Here is a 15395-nt window from a genome sequence, read left to right as displayed (position 1 = left end):
AATCAGCGGTTTTTCTTTCCCTGAATATAGGATGTTTCGCCCCGAACTTCCAAACAGAAGGCCCCCAAAACAGGCATAAAGCAGGGGATTAAGGCGGTTTTCAGCCGCTTTTGCCGGCATTTTCGAGAAGCTGGGACAGCTCCCCGATCGTGGCCGCGTCGAGGCTGCGAATCCGGCCCGCCAACCGATTGACGAAGGCGGTATATTCCGGCGCCAGGCCTGAGGTATCGATGACGACGCGCGGGTCGGAAAAACGCGCCAGCAGGAATAATTCCTCTGCCTCGTCCCAGATGATGTTGAAGTATCCGGCGATGCGCTGCAGCAAATCGAAGGTCGGCGTGCCGCGCTTTCCATGTTCTAAGGCAGATAAATAAGCCGGAGTCACATTCAGCGCCGCGGCCATTTCCTTCTGCGAGACGCCCTTGCGCGCCCTGAGTTTTCGTACCGCCTCGCCGAACGGGGTCACAGCCTATCCCCTTTCAGTCGCGACAGTCGGATATAGAGGGCACCGTCGCCGCCATGATGTTGCGCCGCCGTCTCGTACGACGAAATCAGGAAGCGGAATTCCGGCTTGGAGAACCACATCGGCACTGCGCGCTTCAAGGCGCCGTCGCTGCCCATGGAACTGCCCTTGCCGGTGATGACAAGCACATGGCGAAGACCGCGTTCGTGCGCCCTGAGGAGGAAATCCAGCAACATGGTATGCGCCTCGCTCTGGATCAGGCCGTGCAGATCGATCCGCGCTTCCAGCGCCAGCCGGCCCTTGGCGATCTTGCGCTTGACCGGCCGCTCCAGCGGATGGTGCGTGCCGGAAGGTTGTTTTGCCGGCGGTGGCGGGACTTGCACGTCGACGGACGCTGCCGTGGCTTTCGCCTTCTCGGCGCGGGCGGTTTCCTCTGCCTGCGCCTCTGCCGCCAGAACCTCGTCAAAAGCCTCTAAATCCGCAAGTCGCCCTGGCATTGGCCGAGTACTTTTCGCCACTTTGCCCCAGAGAATGCGTTCGTCCGTGCTGAGCTTTCGTTCCTTGGTCTGCCGTTCTGAAGCCATCAGCCAAACCTCTGAGCTGCCGCCTTCGGAACCAGTATATAAAAATCCGCGTCGTTGCGCACGGTACCGGCAAGCTCTCCGGCATCGTAGCCAGAACCGGTAAAGATATCCCCGCGCGCCGGGCCGACGATCGCCGAGCCCGTGTCGAGCGCCAGCATCAGCCGCCCAAAAGGCCCGCCGTTATCGAGATGCTTCAGACTTTCCGACTGGATGAAGAAAGGAAAGCCGAAGGTATGGATCAGCCGGTCGACCGCCAGCGAGCGGCCCGCGACTAAAGGTACCTTTGCCGCTGCGATCGGCCCGAGCGCCGGATCGCTGACATCGGCCTCGCGGAAGAAAATGTAGGACCGGTTATGCCAGAGAACCTCATCGACTTCCTGCGGATGAGCGTAGAGCCAATTGCGGATTGTCTGCATTGAAATCGTCGCCCGGTCGAGCACACCGCGTTCGATCAGCAGACGGCCGACGGCCGAAAAGGGATGGCCGGCCTTTGCGGCATAGGTGATTCGGCCCATGTGCCCATCGGGATAGCGCAGCCTCGCTGCACCCTGCACATGCACAAAGAAGACATCCACCTTGGATTTCGCCCAGGCGATCTCCAGGCCTTTGCCCTGCAGATAACCGCGATCGATCTCGCCACGGTCGGGATAGGTGGACACGATGCCGTCTTCGAGACGACCGAACATGTAGGATGGGTCAAGCTCCGCAGGCCGGTTGCTATCATCAAGATCGATCAGATCATCCGGGCGGCGATAGAAGGGATAGCGATAGATCTCATCCGGCGTTGCGGAGACTGCGATCTCCGGCTCGTAGAAGGCGGTCACGAAGCCTCTAGCGCCGTCGCCGCGGCGAATGAAGAAGGGCCGGCAGCGCTCCTCGAAAAACGTACGAGCTTCGGCTGCGTCCTTGGGCTCAAAGCCTTCCGCCTCGTCGAGCAGGGTCAGCAGATCATTCACGGTCAGGCCGGCAGCGCCGGTGCGGTAGGGCTTCACGTCCCTGATATGGGCTCGACAGTCCCTCATGGCACGAAAAAGGCTGGAAGGATCGTCGTCCTTCCAGCCCTTCAGATCGGCGAAGGTTGCCGGCTCAAGCCTGAAGTCCTGCGATGGGATAGTCATTGTTCGGATTCGGTCGCCACCAGTTTCCAGTTCGGATCGCGCGAACGGCTGTCGCGAGCAAAGGTCCAGAGATCGCTGATCTCGGCTACCGCTTCGGCGTCACCGTCGATCAAAGCGCCGGCCTTATCGTAAGTCGCCGAAATCATCTGGCTGACGATGCGCATCGTCACGAAAGCTTCCGTTCCCTTCATCTCGGCGCTGAGGATGTCAGCCTTGTCGATGCCGACGAAAGTGGACTTTACCTTTTCGCCCTTGGTTTCGCGCTCGGTTATGGCGGCATCGAAGCCCTCGTAGACTTCGCGCGACAACAGGCCCTTCAGCGCCTTGCGGTCGCCATCAGCAAAAGCCATGACGATCATCTCATAGGCCATGCGCGCGCCATTGACGAATTCCTTCGGATTGAAGCTGGGGTCGGCCTTGTTCAGTTCGCGCAGCGAATCATTGAGCGCCGTACCGGCTGCCGCAAATGCATCGATGGCGGCAAAGCGATCTTCGTCCTCGGCGGCATCGCGGCGCGGCAGGGTCACCACCTTGCCGGCATCGGGCGCGGTCGGGCCGGTTGCCGAATCGGGAGAACCATAGAGATCGCGCGGCGGCTTCTCATTCCCCGTACGGCGGCCAAGGACGCTACGCAGCTGAAAGAAAATCAGCACCGCCGCCACCAGGAAAAAGATCGTCACAAAGTCGTTTGCACCCATCTCGTGTCGGAACCACCGTTAAATTTGAGAGTTTCAATTCCCATATAGTCCGCATCCATCTATCATTCAAATAGCGGACTGGTATCTTTATTATGCGCGATGGACTAACGCTGAGCATACAAGCCCGCTTTCAGGACACGTTAACATGCGCCTATCCCTTGTTCCTATCTTCGTCTTTTTGATGCCGCTTGCTGAAATCGCCGGCTTCATCATCGTCGGCAAGATGATCGGCGTCTGGGCGACATTGGCGCTGGTTATCCTCAGTGCTCTCCTGGGCGCGGCCCTCCTCAGAATACAGGGCATCGGCATCCTGCAGCGCATTTCGGCTGAAAGCCGCAATGGCGGCGACCCCGGACGGGAGATGGTTCATGGCGCCATGATCGTTGTCGCCGCGTTCCTCCTGATGCTACCCGGCTTCATTTCTGATATTATCGGTTTGCTGCTCTTCATTCCGGCGGTGCGCGAGCTTGCCTGGAAGGTCCTGCGCAAGCGGATTGTCGTCCTGGGCAGCTCACGCGCCTTCAGACGTGGAGCTGGACAAGGCCCGAACCCAGGTCCCGGCCCGCAAAGCCGGCCGCGTGGACCGGGGCATGTGGTCGATCTCGACGAGACCGATTTTCATCGCGAGCCCAATCGCAACTCGCCCTGGTCCGACCAAAAACGCCTTGAAGAATAAGGCAAAGGGGCCAAAATGGCCGAAGCCTCAAGGGTTGTAAGCCCTTATTCGAAATGCTAGATGGCGACACCCATAGACGTCAGAGGAAACCCCCATGGCCAACGAGAACAGCGGCAACGGCGCAACCAACCCGAGCCTTTCCATCCTTGCTCAATACACCAAGGATCTTTCCTTCGAAAATCCTGGTGCTCCGCGCTCGCTGCAGGCCCGGGAAAACGCCCCCGATATCAACATCAATGTCAACGTCAACGCCAACCCGCTGTCGGAAGCAGATTTCGACGTCGTCTTGACGCTGAATGCCGAAGCCAAGGATGGTGACCGGGTTCTCTTCCACACCGAGCTGGTCTATGGCGGCGTCTTCCGCGTCACCGGTTTCCCGCAGGAACACATGTTGCCGCTGCTCTTCATCGAATGCCCGCGCCTGCTGTTCCCCTTCGCCCGTCAGATCATCGCCGACGTCACCCGCAATGGCGGCTTCCCGCCGCTGATGATCGACCCGATCGATTTCGCCCAGATGTTCTCGCAGCGTGTCGCCGAAGAACAGGCCCGCGCCCAGGTCCAGGCAGTTCCGAACTAAGTCTTCGGCCTTTTCCATCGATGGAACAAAAAGCCCGGATTTCGATCCGGGCTTTTTTATTGGGCTTGAAATTTCCTCAGTTCGAGGTGCGGTATTTCGACCATATGCCTTTTTCCCCGAGCTTACCGATCAGTGCGGCATGATTTTCCAGCTCGGCCTGGCTCAGTCTGCTAGCCAATGGCCTCGGCCGCACCAGGATATCCCCAACCATCTCGTCCATATCCTCGACCTGACGAGACCGTGCGGAGGAACCGTTGATGCTGCCGAGACCAAGGGCGGTCTGCCTGCCGCCGATCATTTCGATATAGACTTCGGCCAGCAGTTCGGAGTCGAGAAGCGCGCCGTGTTTGGTGCGGTGGGAATTGTCGATGCCATAGCGTCGGCAGAGCGCGTCCAGTGAGTTCGGTCCCATCGGATGTTTGCGCCGCGCCATGGCCAGCGTATCGATCACTGTGTCGGGCAGAATCGGTGGCCGCCCGAGCCTGGCAAATTCGGCATTGACGAAGCCCATATCGAAAGTCGCGTTATGGGCGATCCATTTGGCTTCGCCGAAGAAGTCGAGGATTTGATCGACGACATCGGCAAAGGCCGGCTTGTCTTGCAGGAACTCGTCGGTGATGCCATGCACGGCAAGTGCATCCGGATGAACCTTTCGGTCGCCGGGATTGATATAGAGATGAATGGTCTTGCCGGTCGGAAAATGATTAAAGAGCTCGATACCGCCGATTTCGATGACTCGGTCGGCTCTGTTGTCGAGGCCGGTCGTTTCCGTATCGAAAATGATTTCGCGCATATCAGGCCTTTCCGCCAGTAGGTTCGTTGTCTGCCGATCGTTGCCGCAGATCCGCTATGATGTTTTTTACCTGCTCCCCCGCCGTATCTATACTGTGACCGGTGTCGATGATGTAATCGGCCCGTACCCGCTTCTCTGCATCCGGCGTCTGGCGGGAGAGAATCATGTTGAATTTTTCCTCCGTCATGCCCGGTCGGGCAAGCACTCTTTGCTTTTGAATCTGTGGATCGCAGCTGACAACGACGATCTTGTCGACCCTTTTATCGGCGCCGGTTTCGAATAGCAGCGGAATATCGAGCACAACGATATCCGCGCCAGCAGCACGCTGACGGTTCAGAAACGTCTCCTCGCGCTGCCGCACCAGCGGATGGACGATGGCTTCCAGTCGTTTGAAGCCGGAGGGATCGCCGGCAAGTTTGCTGGCGAGCGCCTGCCGGTCGACAGCCCCGTCCTTCGTCGTTCCTGGGAATGCAGCCTCGACCAGGGGTACGGCTTCACCATTATAAAGATCATGCACCACCGCATCGGCGTCGTTCACCGGGATGCCGGCTTCGGCGAACAGCTTGCCCGATGTCGATTTTCCCATACCGATGGAACCGGTGAGGCCAACGCGGATCATCAATGCTTTTCCATATCGGCGATGATCAAGGCTCGCAGAGCTTCATCGACCACGGGGCGCTTGCCGAACCATTTCTCAAAACCTGGAACGGCCTGGTGCAACAACATGCCGAGACCATCGACAATGGGAAAACCCTGTTCTTCGGCCTGAGCCAGCAACGGGGTCTTCAGCGGCACGTACACGATGTCGGTGACAACGGCATTTTTAGCCAGCGGCGAAAAATCGATCCGCGGCGCTGCTTCGCCGTCCATGCCAAGGGATGTCGTATTCACGAAGAGACTGGCATCCTGCATCACCTCTTGCAGCGCTGCCATTCGATGGGCATGGACTTGTTTACCGAACCGATCCGCCAGTTCCTGCGCCCGTTCGACGGTTCGGTTGACGACGTGAATTTCCCCGATCCCGCGGTCCCTCACCGCCTGGATGATGGCGCGGCTGGCACCCCCTGCCCCTAAGATCACCACCCGTCCGGTACGATTCCAACCCGGATGGCGCTCATCCAGATTGGCTGTGAAACCGCGGCCGTCCGTATTGGTCGCATGCAGCAAACCATCCTGAAGCCAGAGTGTGTTCGAAGCGCCGAGCTCCTCGGACAATTCATCCGGTCGATCCGCCAGCTTGAACGCCGTCTCCTTGTGGGGGATCGTCACGTTGCCGCCGACGAAACCGCTCGAGCCGTTTTTCAATGCGGCGATGAAGGCCGGAAAATCATCCGGCGAAACCTCATGGGCGCGATAGCTGCCGGCGAGACCCAGTGTGCGCAGCCAATGACCATGGATCAATGGCGAGCGAGAATGCTTGATGGGATAGCCCGTAACGAACGCATTCGAGCCGAATGTTTCACGTGAATCACCCATCAATCACTCCAAGTTCACGAAGCTGCCGAAGGAGGGGCAGCATCGGCAATCCGACAATGGTAAAATAATCGCCGTCGATTTTCGAGAAAAGCTGTATCCCCTCAGCTTCGAGCTGATAGGCGCCGACGCTCGACAAGGCCTTGTCGCCGACGCGGCCCAGATGGCGATGAATGAAATCGGACGAGAGATCGCGCATGGTCAACTCGGCGTGGGACACATGTTCCCAGATGATGTCGCCGTTGCGCGCCAGCGCGATGGCGCTGTTCAGACGATGGGTCTTGCCGGACAAAATACGCAGATGGTTTTCGGCGTCCGCCATCGTCTTTGGCTTATGGAAAACCTGATCGCCGAGTGACATTGTCTGATCCGAGCCGATGACGAGCGAGCCGGCGAAACGATCGCTCACCTCTTTCGCCTTGGCCTTGGCAAGCACCAACGCCACGGCGTCTGGGCCGGCACCGTCCTGTTCTAGCGGCCTTTCGATCGCACGTTCGTCGATCTCCGCCGCCACCGCCTGGAAATGCAGACCGGCATTTTGCATCAGCATCCACCGGAACGGGCTGGAAGAGGCAAGGATGAGCGGCGCTGTCATATCGGCTGAACCTCGGGAATCTAGATATCCAGCGCTTAGCGCAGCTTCGGGCGCAGGGCAACAATGGCGGCCGCCGTCTCTTCGATCGAGCGGCGGGTGACATCGATGACAGGCCAATTGTGCCGGGCGCAAAGCGAGCGGGCATATTTCAGCTCTTCGGAGATCGTCGCCCGATCGATATAATCACCCCGATCGAAACCGGCCGTTGCTCCGAGGATCCGGTTTTCGCGAACCTGCGATATGCGGTCGGTGGTGGCTACCAGCCCGACGATCAGCGGTTTGGTCGCCCGGATCAGGCTCTCGGGCAAGGGCACGCCATGGACGATCGGGATATTGGCGGTCTTGATACCCCTATTGGCGAGATAGATGCTGGTGGGCGTCTTCGATGTCCGGCTGATGCCGATGATGACGACATCGGCATCATTGTAATCATCCTGCATCTGCCCATCATCGTGATCCATGGTGAAGTTCAGCGCTTCGATGCGGGCGAAATAATCGGCGTTCATCACATGCTGGGCGCCGACCCGGCGGCGCGACGCTGTTCCGAGATAGGTCTGGAAAACATTCATGACAGGCTCGAGGACATTGACGCAGGGCACACCCATCTCGCCACAACGTTCGGCGATGATATCGGCAAGCTCACGGTCGACGATCGTATAAAGGACGATCCCGGGACTATGGTCGATCGCTTCCAGAACCGGCAGAAGCTGCTTGCGGTTTCTGATTAGCGGATAGACGTGCTCGATCGGCTGGCTGGCATGGAATTGCACGGAGGCGGCGCGGCCTGCGGAGATCAGAGTCTCACCGGTTGAGTCAGAAATCAGATGCAGATGAAAGAAGCTTGTCCGGTTTTCCACGCTACTTTCCGTCGCCTGTTGATATCTCGGGAGAGAAGAGAGGTACGGGAAGCAGCCGGTCGGGGGCAAGTGGAAAACTGCCAACTTTTCCACATTTCGAATTTCGCTGAGGGCGCTTCTTCGGGGATTGTGGGTAGTGGGGATAATTCGCGTTCTGCCGCGATCCACCGCGATTTATCCCCAGGCCGATGGAAAAGGAGGCGGGCATCAAGTCCTTCAAAACGCTGATCTTACTTCTCCGTTGTCCACATATCCCGGGATTGGCTTGATCTCTTTGCCACATTTTGATGGATGCGCGACATTTTGGATCGGCCGTGGATGAATATTAATCCTTGATAGTCACCGACTCTAAGAAATAGAAACCTTAGATATATGTTTGGTTTTATATGGGATGACGACTTTGAGCGACGAACGCCGGAAGATCATGAGAGTGCTCAGCGGAGAAACGCTGACCCCTCCCCCTCTCTGGCTGATGCGCCAAGCCGGCCGCTATCTTCCGGAATATAGGGAGACACGGGCGAAGGCCGGGAGCTTTCTCGATCTCTGTTATACTCCGGAGCATGCCGTCGAAGTGACGCTGCAGCCGATCCGGCGGTATGGCTTCGATGCCGCGATCCTGTTTTCCGATATCCTGGTGATCCCCGATGCTTTGAAACGCAATGTCCGCTATACCGAGGGACATGGCCCGGAGATGGATCCCATCGACGAAACGGCCATCCGGGCGTTGAAGGGCTACGGTGTGGTTGAGTACCTCGCTCCGGTCATGGAAACGGTGCGGCGGCTGCGCAGTGAGCTGCCGGAGGAAACAACGCTTCTTGGGTTCTGCGGGGCGCCGTGGACGGTTGCCACCTATATGATCGCTGGTCATGGCACGTCCGATCAGGCCCCTGCCCGACTTTTCGCTTACCGGCATCCCAAAGCGTTCGAGCATCTGCTGATGCTGCTGGCCGATATCTCAGCCGATTATCTCGTGGCGCAGATCGACGCCGGCGCCGATGCCGTGCAGATCTTCGATTCCTGGGCCGGCGTGCTTGGGGAGACCGAATTTGAGGCTTTTGCGGTGAAGCCGGTTGCCAGAATCATTGCTTCGATCAAGGCGCGGCGGCCGCAGGCGCGGGTCATCGCCTTCGCGAAGGGTGCCGGATATCTGCTCAAGACCTATCGGCAGAAGACGGGCGCGGACGCCATCGGGCTCGACTGGTCGGTGCCGCTAGCCTTTGCCAAGGAATTGCAGCAGGACGGGCCGGTGCAGGGCAATCTCGATCCGATGCGCGTCGTTGCCGGCGGCAAGGCGCTCAGCGATGGGATCGACAATATCCTGCAGCATCTGGGCCACGGCCCGCTGATTTTCAATCTTGGCCACGGTATTACGCCGCAGGCCGATCCATCTCACGTTGCCGCCCTGGTCGAGCGCGTCCGCGGATGGAAGGGCTGAACAGATGAACGAGCATTCGGCGGAAAAGCAGATAGATCATCGCCCCGGCGCTTATGCCAGCCGGCGCGCCTATTTGATGATCCTGCTGTTTGTCGTGTTGGCGATCGGCCTGTTTGCCTGGCATCCGGACAATCTCTACCTCTGGATCAAGGCTTTCCACATCATAGCGGTCATTTCCTGGATGGCCGGGCTGTTTTATATGCCGAGGCTATTCATCTATCACACCGATGCCGAGCCGGGTTCACAGCAATCGGAAACCTTCAAGGTGATGGAGCGACGGCTTCAGCGGGTGATCATGACACCCGCCATGATGCTTACGTGGGTTTTCGGGCTCTATCTCGCCTGGTCGGTCTATGATTTCCAGGGTGGCTGGCTGCATGCCAAGATGGGCCTTGTCGTGCTGCTGACGGGTGTCCATATTTACTTCAGCCGTGCAGTTCGCGCCTTCGCACGGGATGAGAACCGGCATTCTGCCCGCTACTGGCGGTACATGAACGAGGCGCCGACAGTGCTGATGATCCTGATCGTGATCCTGGTCGTGGTGAAGCCGTTTTCGTAAAATAAGAAGCAGAACTTAGCGTTTAAGTTAAATTTCTTTCATTTCGTCACCCCCCCTTGCGGGGCACAAAGTGAATCGCTATTTTCCCGCCATCTCTTCTTCGTGGCATGTATCAGTTCTGTCGCCCGCGAACACCCTCATCGCGGTTCTGAATACGACCAACACTGCCTTTCCCCTTCTAAAACAGAGTAAATCCCTTCATGGCTGAAATGAAGCTTCAAGAACTTAAGAACAAGTCCCCGACCGATCTCCTGGCCTTTGCCGAATCGCTCGAGGTCGAAAATGCCAGCACGATGCGCAAACAGGAACTGATGTTTGCGATTCTGAAGGTGCTTGCCAGCCAGGACGTGGAAATTATCGGCGAAGGCGTTGTCGAAGTCCTGCAGGACGGATTCGGCTTTTTGCGTTCTGCCAATGCCAACTATCTGCCGGGTCCGGACGATATCTATATCTCTCCGTCGCAGATCCGCCGCTTCTCGCTGAAGACGGGTGATACGGTCGAGGGGCCGATCCGCGGACCAAAGGAAGGCGAGCGCTATTTCGCGCTGTTGAAGGTCAACACCATCAATTTCGACGATCCTGAGAAGATCCGTCACAAGGTCCACTTCGACAATCTGACGCCGCTTTATCCGAATGAGCGCTTCCGGATGGAACTCGACGTTCCGACTTCCAAGGATCTGTCGCCGCGCGTCATCGACCTTGTGGCGCCGCTCGGCAAGGGCCAGCGCGGTCTGATCGTCGCGCCGCCGCGCACCGGTAAGACGGTGCTGCTGCAGAACATCGCCCATTCGATCACCGCCAATCACCCGGATTGCTATCTGATCGTTCTCCTGATCGACGAACGTCCGGAAGAAGTGACGGATATGCAGCGTTCGGTGCGCGGCGAAGTCATTTCGTCGACCTTCGACGAACCGGCTGTGCGCCATGTGCAGGTTGCCGAGATGGTCATCGAAAAGGCCAAGCGCCTCGTCGAACATGGCCGTGACGTCGTCATCCTGCTCGACTCGATCACCCGTCTCGGCCGCGCGTACAACACGGTCGTTCCCTCCTCCGGTAAGGTTCTGACCGGTGGTGTCGACGCCAACGCCTTGCAGCGCCCGAAGCGCTTCTTCGGCGCGGCACGTAACATCGAAGAGGGGGGTTCGTTGACAATCATCGCGACCGCGCTGATCGATACCGGCAGCCGCATGGACGAGGTGATCTTCGAAGAATTCAAGGGCACGGGTAACTCGGAAATCGTTCTCGACCGCAAGGTCGCCGACAAGCGCATATTCCCGGCAATGGATATTCTGAAATCCGGTACCCGTAAGGAAGACCTGCTGGTGCCGCGTCAAGATCTGCAGAAGATCTTCGTTCTTCGCCGCATTCTTGCGCCGATGGGTACCACGGACGCGATCGAATTCCTGATCGACAAACTGAAGCAGACGAAGAATAATCCGGACTTCTTCGACTCGATGAATACCTAATACTTAGCCGGATTCTCCGTCGCTACTGAGCGGCGGAAACTTGAGATCAGCTTATCGGGTCGCGTCGTGCGGCCCGATTTTGTTTAAGCTAAGATGAGTGTTCTTCGGCTCAAGGCGAATCGATTCGGATACGGATCAATCCAATGCAGGATTTCAACGATACGATCTTCGCGCTTTCCAGCGGCGGCCTTCCGGCCGGCGTCGGAGTGGTACGGATCAGCGGACCAAAGGCTCTGTATGTAACAAATGTGCTGGTGGGATCGCTGCCGGAACCTCGGCAAGCAGCGCTGAAAACGATTCGGACTCGAAATGGTCTCGTTATCGACCACGGGCTGGTCCTGATTTTTCCCGGTCCTGCATCGTTTACTGGGGAGGATAGCGCGGAGATTCATGTCCACGGCGGCAAGGCCGTTGTTGCCACGCTTCTGGAAGAGCTCGCTGGTTTCAAGGCGTGCCGTCTGGCTGAACATGGGGAGTTTTCACGCCGCGCTCTTGAAAATGGCAAGATGGATCTTGTCGAAGTAGAAGGCCTGGCGGACCTCATTGCTGCCGAGACAGAAATGCAGCGGCGGTTGGCTGTGGAACATACGGCAGGTGGGCTTTCGAAGCTTTACGAGGACTGGGCGGATCGGTTGACCCGCGCCCGTGCTCTGATCGAGGCGGAGCTGGATTTTGCGGACGAGGATGATGTTCCGGGCTCGGTATCCGATCAGGTTTGGGCGGATATGGCGAAGCTACGGTCCGAGTTGTCCGCGCATCTTGCCGGCGCCGATTTTGGCGAGATTGTCAGGGATGGGTTGAAGGTTGTCATCGCCGGCGCCCCCAATGCCGGGAAATCAAGCCTGATGAACGCGTTGGCCCGTCGCGAGGTCGCTATCGTCACCGAGATCGCCGGGACGACACGCGATGTTCTGCATATCGATCTCAATATCGAGGGATATGCGGTCAAGCTGTACGACACCGCCGGTTTGCGGGAGACGGAGGAAGTCGTTGAACGGGAGGGGATCAGGCGCGCGCTGAAGACCGCGGCGGAGGCGGATATTATTCTGTCGCTTGCCGAGCTCGGCACTCCGGCGCGATCTGACTTTCCTGACTTTGATGGCAAGGTCTTTCGGATTGGCACCAAGTCGGATATTCACCCAATCGATGTGAAACATTACGACCTCTGCATTTCTTCCGCGACTGGCGCTGGGTTGGCGGAGCTACATCAGTTGTTGGTTAATGATTTGCTGGCCCGCTCCGCAGCGCTGTCATTGGCTTTGCCGAGTCGCTTGAGACATCGGACGCTGTTGACAGATAGCTTGGAGGCACTGAGCCGCGCCGTGACCGCCATGTCTGCGGGATTGGATGTACGGGCAGAGTTCCTGCGGCAGGCCGCGCATAGTTTAGGCCGGATCACCGGAAGGGTTGATGTCGAGGATCTACTCGATGTCATCTTTTCCGAATTCTGCATCGGCAAATGATTCACGTGAAACACGGCGTCACCTGACGACGTCGAAGACGTTTCACGTGAAACCTTCTTGACTCCTGGATTTGGTGTGCCAAACAGACGGCAATGCTGAGGGCTTTGCGATGCTCAATAAAATATATGACGTCATTGTTGTGGGTGGTGGACATGCGGGCAGCGAAGCTGCAGCCGCAGCCGCCCGTTTGGGTGCGTTAACAGCCCTCATCACGCATAAACGCGAGACGATCGGTGTAATGTCATGCAACCCCGCGATCGGCGGTTTGGGCAAAGGCCATCTGGTTCGAGAGATTGATGCGCTGGATGGTTTGATGGGCCGGGTCGCGGATGCGGCAGGCATTCAATTCCGCATGCTGAACCGGAAAAAGGGTCCGGCCGTCCGTGGTCCGCGGACCCAGGCGGACCGAAAGCTCTACCGTCTTGCGATGCAGACAGAGATCGATGCAATCGAGAACCTGGATGTCATCGAAGGAGATGCTTTTGATCTCACCATCGAGGAAGGCCGCGTTACAGCAGTCGTCTTGAAGGACGGCCGAGTCTTTCGTTGCGGCGCTGTCGTTCTGACAACCGGCACTTTTCTTCGCGGCTTGATCCATATCGGCGACAAGAAGATTCCCGCTGGCCGTGTGGGCGAAGAGCCGTCGGTGGGACTATCGGCGACCTTGCAGCGCCATGATCTAGCGCTGGGTCGACTGAAGACAGGAACGCCGGCGCGCCTGGATGGGACGACCATCGACTGGGATTCAGTCGGTCGTCAGGGCGCCGATGATGCGCCAGTGCCGTTTTCATTCATGACGGACACCATCGTCAATCCGCAGATAGAATGTGGTGTGACGCGAACGACACCGGCGACCCATAAGATCATTGCGGACAACCTTATGCGTTCGGCGATGTATTCGGGCCAGATCGAGGGCGTGGGGCCGCGCTACTGCCCGTCTATCGAAGACAAGATCGTTAAGTTCGGCGAACGGGATGGCCATCAGATTTTTCTGGAACCCGAGGGACTGGACGATGCGACCATTTATCCGAATGGGATATCGACTTCGTTGCCGGAAGATGTGCAGGACGCATTTATTCGAACCATTCCGGGTCTGGAACGAGTTCGAATTCTGCAGTGCGGCTACGCCATTGAGTACGACCATGTGGATCCGCGTGAGCTGAAACCCTCGCTCGAAGTGATGAAAATTCCCGGCTTGTTTCTGGCTGGTCAGATCAATGGAACAACGGGATATGAGGAAGCGGGCGCGCAGGGCTTGATTGCCGGCCTGAATGCGGCGCGTCACGCAGCCGGTGGCAAGGCGGTGCAGCTGAGCCGCACGGAATCCTATATCGGCGTCATGATCGACGATCTGACATCGCGAGGAGTGGCCGAGCCCTATCGAATGTTCACGTCTCGCGCGGAATACCGGCTGTCGCTGCGTGCGGACAATGCGGACGTTCGCCTAACGCCGCTTGGCATATCGATTGGTTGCGTCGGCGGCAACCGCGCATCGCGCTTTGGTGGCTATATGGAAAAGCTCGATCAAGCGCGCATTCAGCTCAAAGGACTGTCGGTCACTCCGAGCGAAGCGGAGAAGGCTGGACTGCATCTCAATAAAGATGGTCAACGGCGGTCGGCATATGATCTTCTGTCCTATCCGGGGCAATCGGTCGAATCGCTGTCCAATCTGTGGCCGGAACTGCAATCGGTCGATCGGCGCGTCGTCGATGCGGTTGAGATCGAGGCCGCCTATGCGGTCTATATGGACCGTCAGACCTCAGATATTGTGCACGTGCGACGTGAGGAAGAGCGTGCGATACCGGCAGGCTTCGATTTCTCCGCATTGTCGGGCTTGTCGAACGAATTGAAGCAGAAGCTCGCGGCAGCACGACCGAAGAATATCGCCCAGGCGTCGCGGATAGACGGTATGACTCCAGCGGCGATATCACTTCTGCTGGCTTATCTGCGGAAGCTGAGCGTAGCGGAAGAGCAGAAGCTCGTTTCCTGACATTGCAAGGTGTGAGAGTCCTACCATGGAATTAAACGGTGTGCGTGTTTCACGTGAAACACAGGGACGATTGCAGCACTTTGCTGAGCTCTTTCAAAAATGGGCGAATACCATCAATTTGGTGGCACCCTCGACGATCAGCGACCTTTGGCAAAGACACATTGCCGATAGCGCGCAGATCTTTCAACTTCACCCGAAGCCGGCCCGATGGGTCGACCTCGGAAGTGGAGGCGGTTTCCCCGGTGTCATTACTGCGATTCTCCTGGCAGAACAGGCAGATGGACATGTCGATCTGGTGGAGAGCAATCAGAAAAAGGCCGCATTTTTGCGGGTTTGCCTGAGGGAATGCGAAGCCCGCGGCGCAGTCCATGCCATTCGAATCGAAGAAGCGCCAAAGGTCATTGGTCACTGCGAGGTGATCTCGGCAAGAGCGCTGGCCGAGCTGGATGTACTGCTGGACTACGCAGCGCCCTGGGCTGAGCGCAATGAAAATATTCGCTTGTTGCTGCATAAAGGCCGGGATTACGAGCGCGAGGTCCAGAATGCCCGTGGTCGTTGGGAATTCGATCTGGTAAAACACAACAGTGTTGTCGAGCGAGATTCTGTTATTTTGGAGTTAAATCACCCTCGACGTCGAACTTAACCATA

At 57.8% G+C, this 15395-nt stretch carries 17 protein-coding genes; 8 read left to right on the top strand and 9 right to left on the bottom strand.

Annotated elements, in window-relative coordinates:
* Window positions 1-100: 100 nt before the first annotated feature.
* The 4 genes from PY649_RS12855 to PY649_RS12840 are packed head-to-tail and all read right to left on the bottom strand — an operon-like array spanning window position 101 to window position 2863.
* On the bottom strand, window positions 101-466 hold the full coding sequence (locus PY649_RS12855; RefSeq protein WP_285868802.1) for a helix-turn-helix domain-containing protein: 366 nt from the start codon (window positions 464-466) through the stop codon (window positions 101-103).
* Window positions 463-1047 (bottom strand): Smr/MutS family protein, encoded by a 585-nt coding sequence (locus PY649_RS12850; protein ID WP_285868801.1) that lies wholly within the window; start codon window positions 1045-1047, stop codon window positions 463-465. The genes PY649_RS12855 and PY649_RS12850 overlap by 4 nt, the downstream gene beginning before the upstream one ends.
* Entirely contained in the window at window positions 1047-2165 is a 1119-nt protein-coding gene (gene mltA / locus PY649_RS12845; RefSeq protein WP_285868800.1) for a murein transglycosylase A, read from the bottom strand. The genes PY649_RS12850 and mltA overlap by 1 nt, the downstream gene beginning before the upstream one ends.
* Window positions 2162-2863, bottom strand: coding sequence for a Tim44/TimA family putative adaptor protein (locus tag PY649_RS12840; RefSeq protein ID WP_285868799.1), 702 nt, complete (start codon window positions 2861-2863; stop codon window positions 2162-2164). The genes mltA and PY649_RS12840 overlap by 4 nt, the downstream gene beginning before the upstream one ends.
* Window positions 2864-3008: 145 nt before the next feature.
* Here PY649_RS12840 and PY649_RS12835 point away from each other — a divergent pair, with 145 nt between their 5' ends.
* Window positions 3009-3539 carry an FxsA family protein gene (locus PY649_RS12835; protein WP_285868798.1) on the top strand — a complete coding sequence of 177 codons (531 nt, stop codon included), beginning with the start codon at window positions 3009-3011 and terminating at the stop codon, window positions 3537-3539.
* 94 nt (window positions 3540-3633) lie between these two features.
* On the top strand, window positions 3634-4116 hold the full coding sequence (gene secB / locus PY649_RS12830; RefSeq protein WP_285868797.1) for a protein-export chaperone SecB: 483 nt from the start codon (window positions 3634-3636) through the stop codon (window positions 4114-4116).
* A gap of 76 nt (window positions 4117-4192) precedes the next feature.
* On the opposite strand, the gene dnaQ is transcribed toward secB, so the two are convergent.
* Genes dnaQ through PY649_RS12805 form a run of 5 tightly spaced genes read right to left on the bottom strand, consistent with a single transcriptional unit; the run spans window position 4193 to window position 7834 of the window.
* Window positions 4193-4909 carry a DNA polymerase III subunit epsilon gene (gene dnaQ / locus PY649_RS12825; RefSeq protein ID WP_285868796.1) on the bottom strand — a complete coding sequence of 239 codons (717 nt, stop codon included), beginning with the start codon at window positions 4907-4909 and terminating at the stop codon, window positions 4193-4195.
* Between the two features lies 1 nt (window position 4910).
* On the bottom strand, window positions 4911-5528 hold the full coding sequence (gene coaE, locus PY649_RS12820; protein WP_285868795.1) for a dephospho-CoA kinase: 618 nt from the start codon (window positions 5526-5528) through the stop codon (window positions 4911-4913).
* Window positions 5528-6385: a shikimate dehydrogenase gene (locus tag PY649_RS12815; protein ID WP_285868794.1), complete on the bottom strand. Its 858-nt coding sequence runs from the start codon at window positions 6383-6385 to the stop codon at window positions 5528-5530. Before PY649_RS12815 ends, coaE begins: the two co-directional genes overlap by 1 nt.
* A complete protein-coding gene (locus PY649_RS12810) occupies window positions 6378-6977 on the bottom strand; it encodes a Maf-like protein (protein WP_285868793.1) in 600 nt (199 codons plus the stop codon). The genes PY649_RS12815 and PY649_RS12810 overlap by 8 nt, the downstream gene beginning before the upstream one ends.
* A 35-nt stretch (window positions 6978-7012) precedes the next feature.
* Window positions 7013-7834: a pyruvate, water dikinase regulatory protein gene (locus tag PY649_RS12805; protein ID WP_285868791.1), complete on the bottom strand. Its 822-nt coding sequence runs from the start codon at window positions 7832-7834 to the stop codon at window positions 7013-7015.
* A 400-nt stretch (window positions 7835-8234) separates the two neighbouring features.
* Between PY649_RS12805 and hemE the strand changes: the two genes are divergently transcribed.
* From hemE to rsmG, 6 genes are all read left to right on the top strand, one after another.
* A complete protein-coding gene (gene hemE / locus PY649_RS12800) occupies window positions 8235-9269 on the top strand; it encodes a uroporphyrinogen decarboxylase (RefSeq protein WP_285868790.1) in 1035 nt (344 codons plus the stop codon).
* A 4-nt stretch (window positions 9270-9273) separates the two neighbouring features.
* A complete protein-coding gene (gene hemJ, locus PY649_RS12795; RefSeq protein ID WP_285868788.1) occupies window positions 9274-9828 on the top strand; it encodes a protoporphyrinogen oxidase HemJ in 555 nt (184 codons plus the stop codon).
* Window positions 9829-10028: 200 nt separating this feature from the next.
* On the top strand, window positions 10029-11294 hold the full coding sequence (gene rho, locus PY649_RS12790) for a transcription termination factor Rho (RefSeq protein WP_004127423.1): 1266 nt from the start codon (window positions 10029-10031) through the stop codon (window positions 11292-11294).
* A gap of 143 nt (window positions 11295-11437) precedes the next feature.
* Window positions 11438-12757, top strand: coding sequence for a tRNA uridine-5-carboxymethylaminomethyl(34) synthesis GTPase MnmE (gene mnmE / locus PY649_RS12785; RefSeq protein ID WP_285868787.1), 1320 nt, complete (start codon window positions 11438-11440; stop codon window positions 12755-12757).
* 109 nt (window positions 12758-12866) lie between these two features.
* A complete protein-coding gene (gene mnmG, locus PY649_RS12780; protein ID WP_285868786.1) occupies window positions 12867-14747 on the top strand; it encodes a tRNA uridine-5-carboxymethylaminomethyl(34) synthesis enzyme MnmG in 1881 nt (626 codons plus the stop codon).
* A gap of 25 nt (window positions 14748-14772) precedes the next feature.
* On the top strand, window positions 14773-15390 hold the full coding sequence (rsmG, locus tag PY649_RS12775; RefSeq protein WP_285868784.1) for a 16S rRNA (guanine(527)-N(7))-methyltransferase RsmG: 618 nt from the start codon (window positions 14773-14775) through the stop codon (window positions 15388-15390).
* The last annotated feature ends 5 nt before the right edge of the window (window positions 15391-15395 follow it).

It is taken from the genome of Rhizobium mayense (assembly GCF_030272705.1).
Classification (GTDB): domain Bacteria; phylum Pseudomonadota; class Alphaproteobacteria; order Rhizobiales; family Rhizobiaceae; genus Rhizobium; species Rhizobium mayense.
Note: the sequence above shows the minus strand (reverse complement) of the source record. Positions and strands in the feature narration are given on the sequence as shown.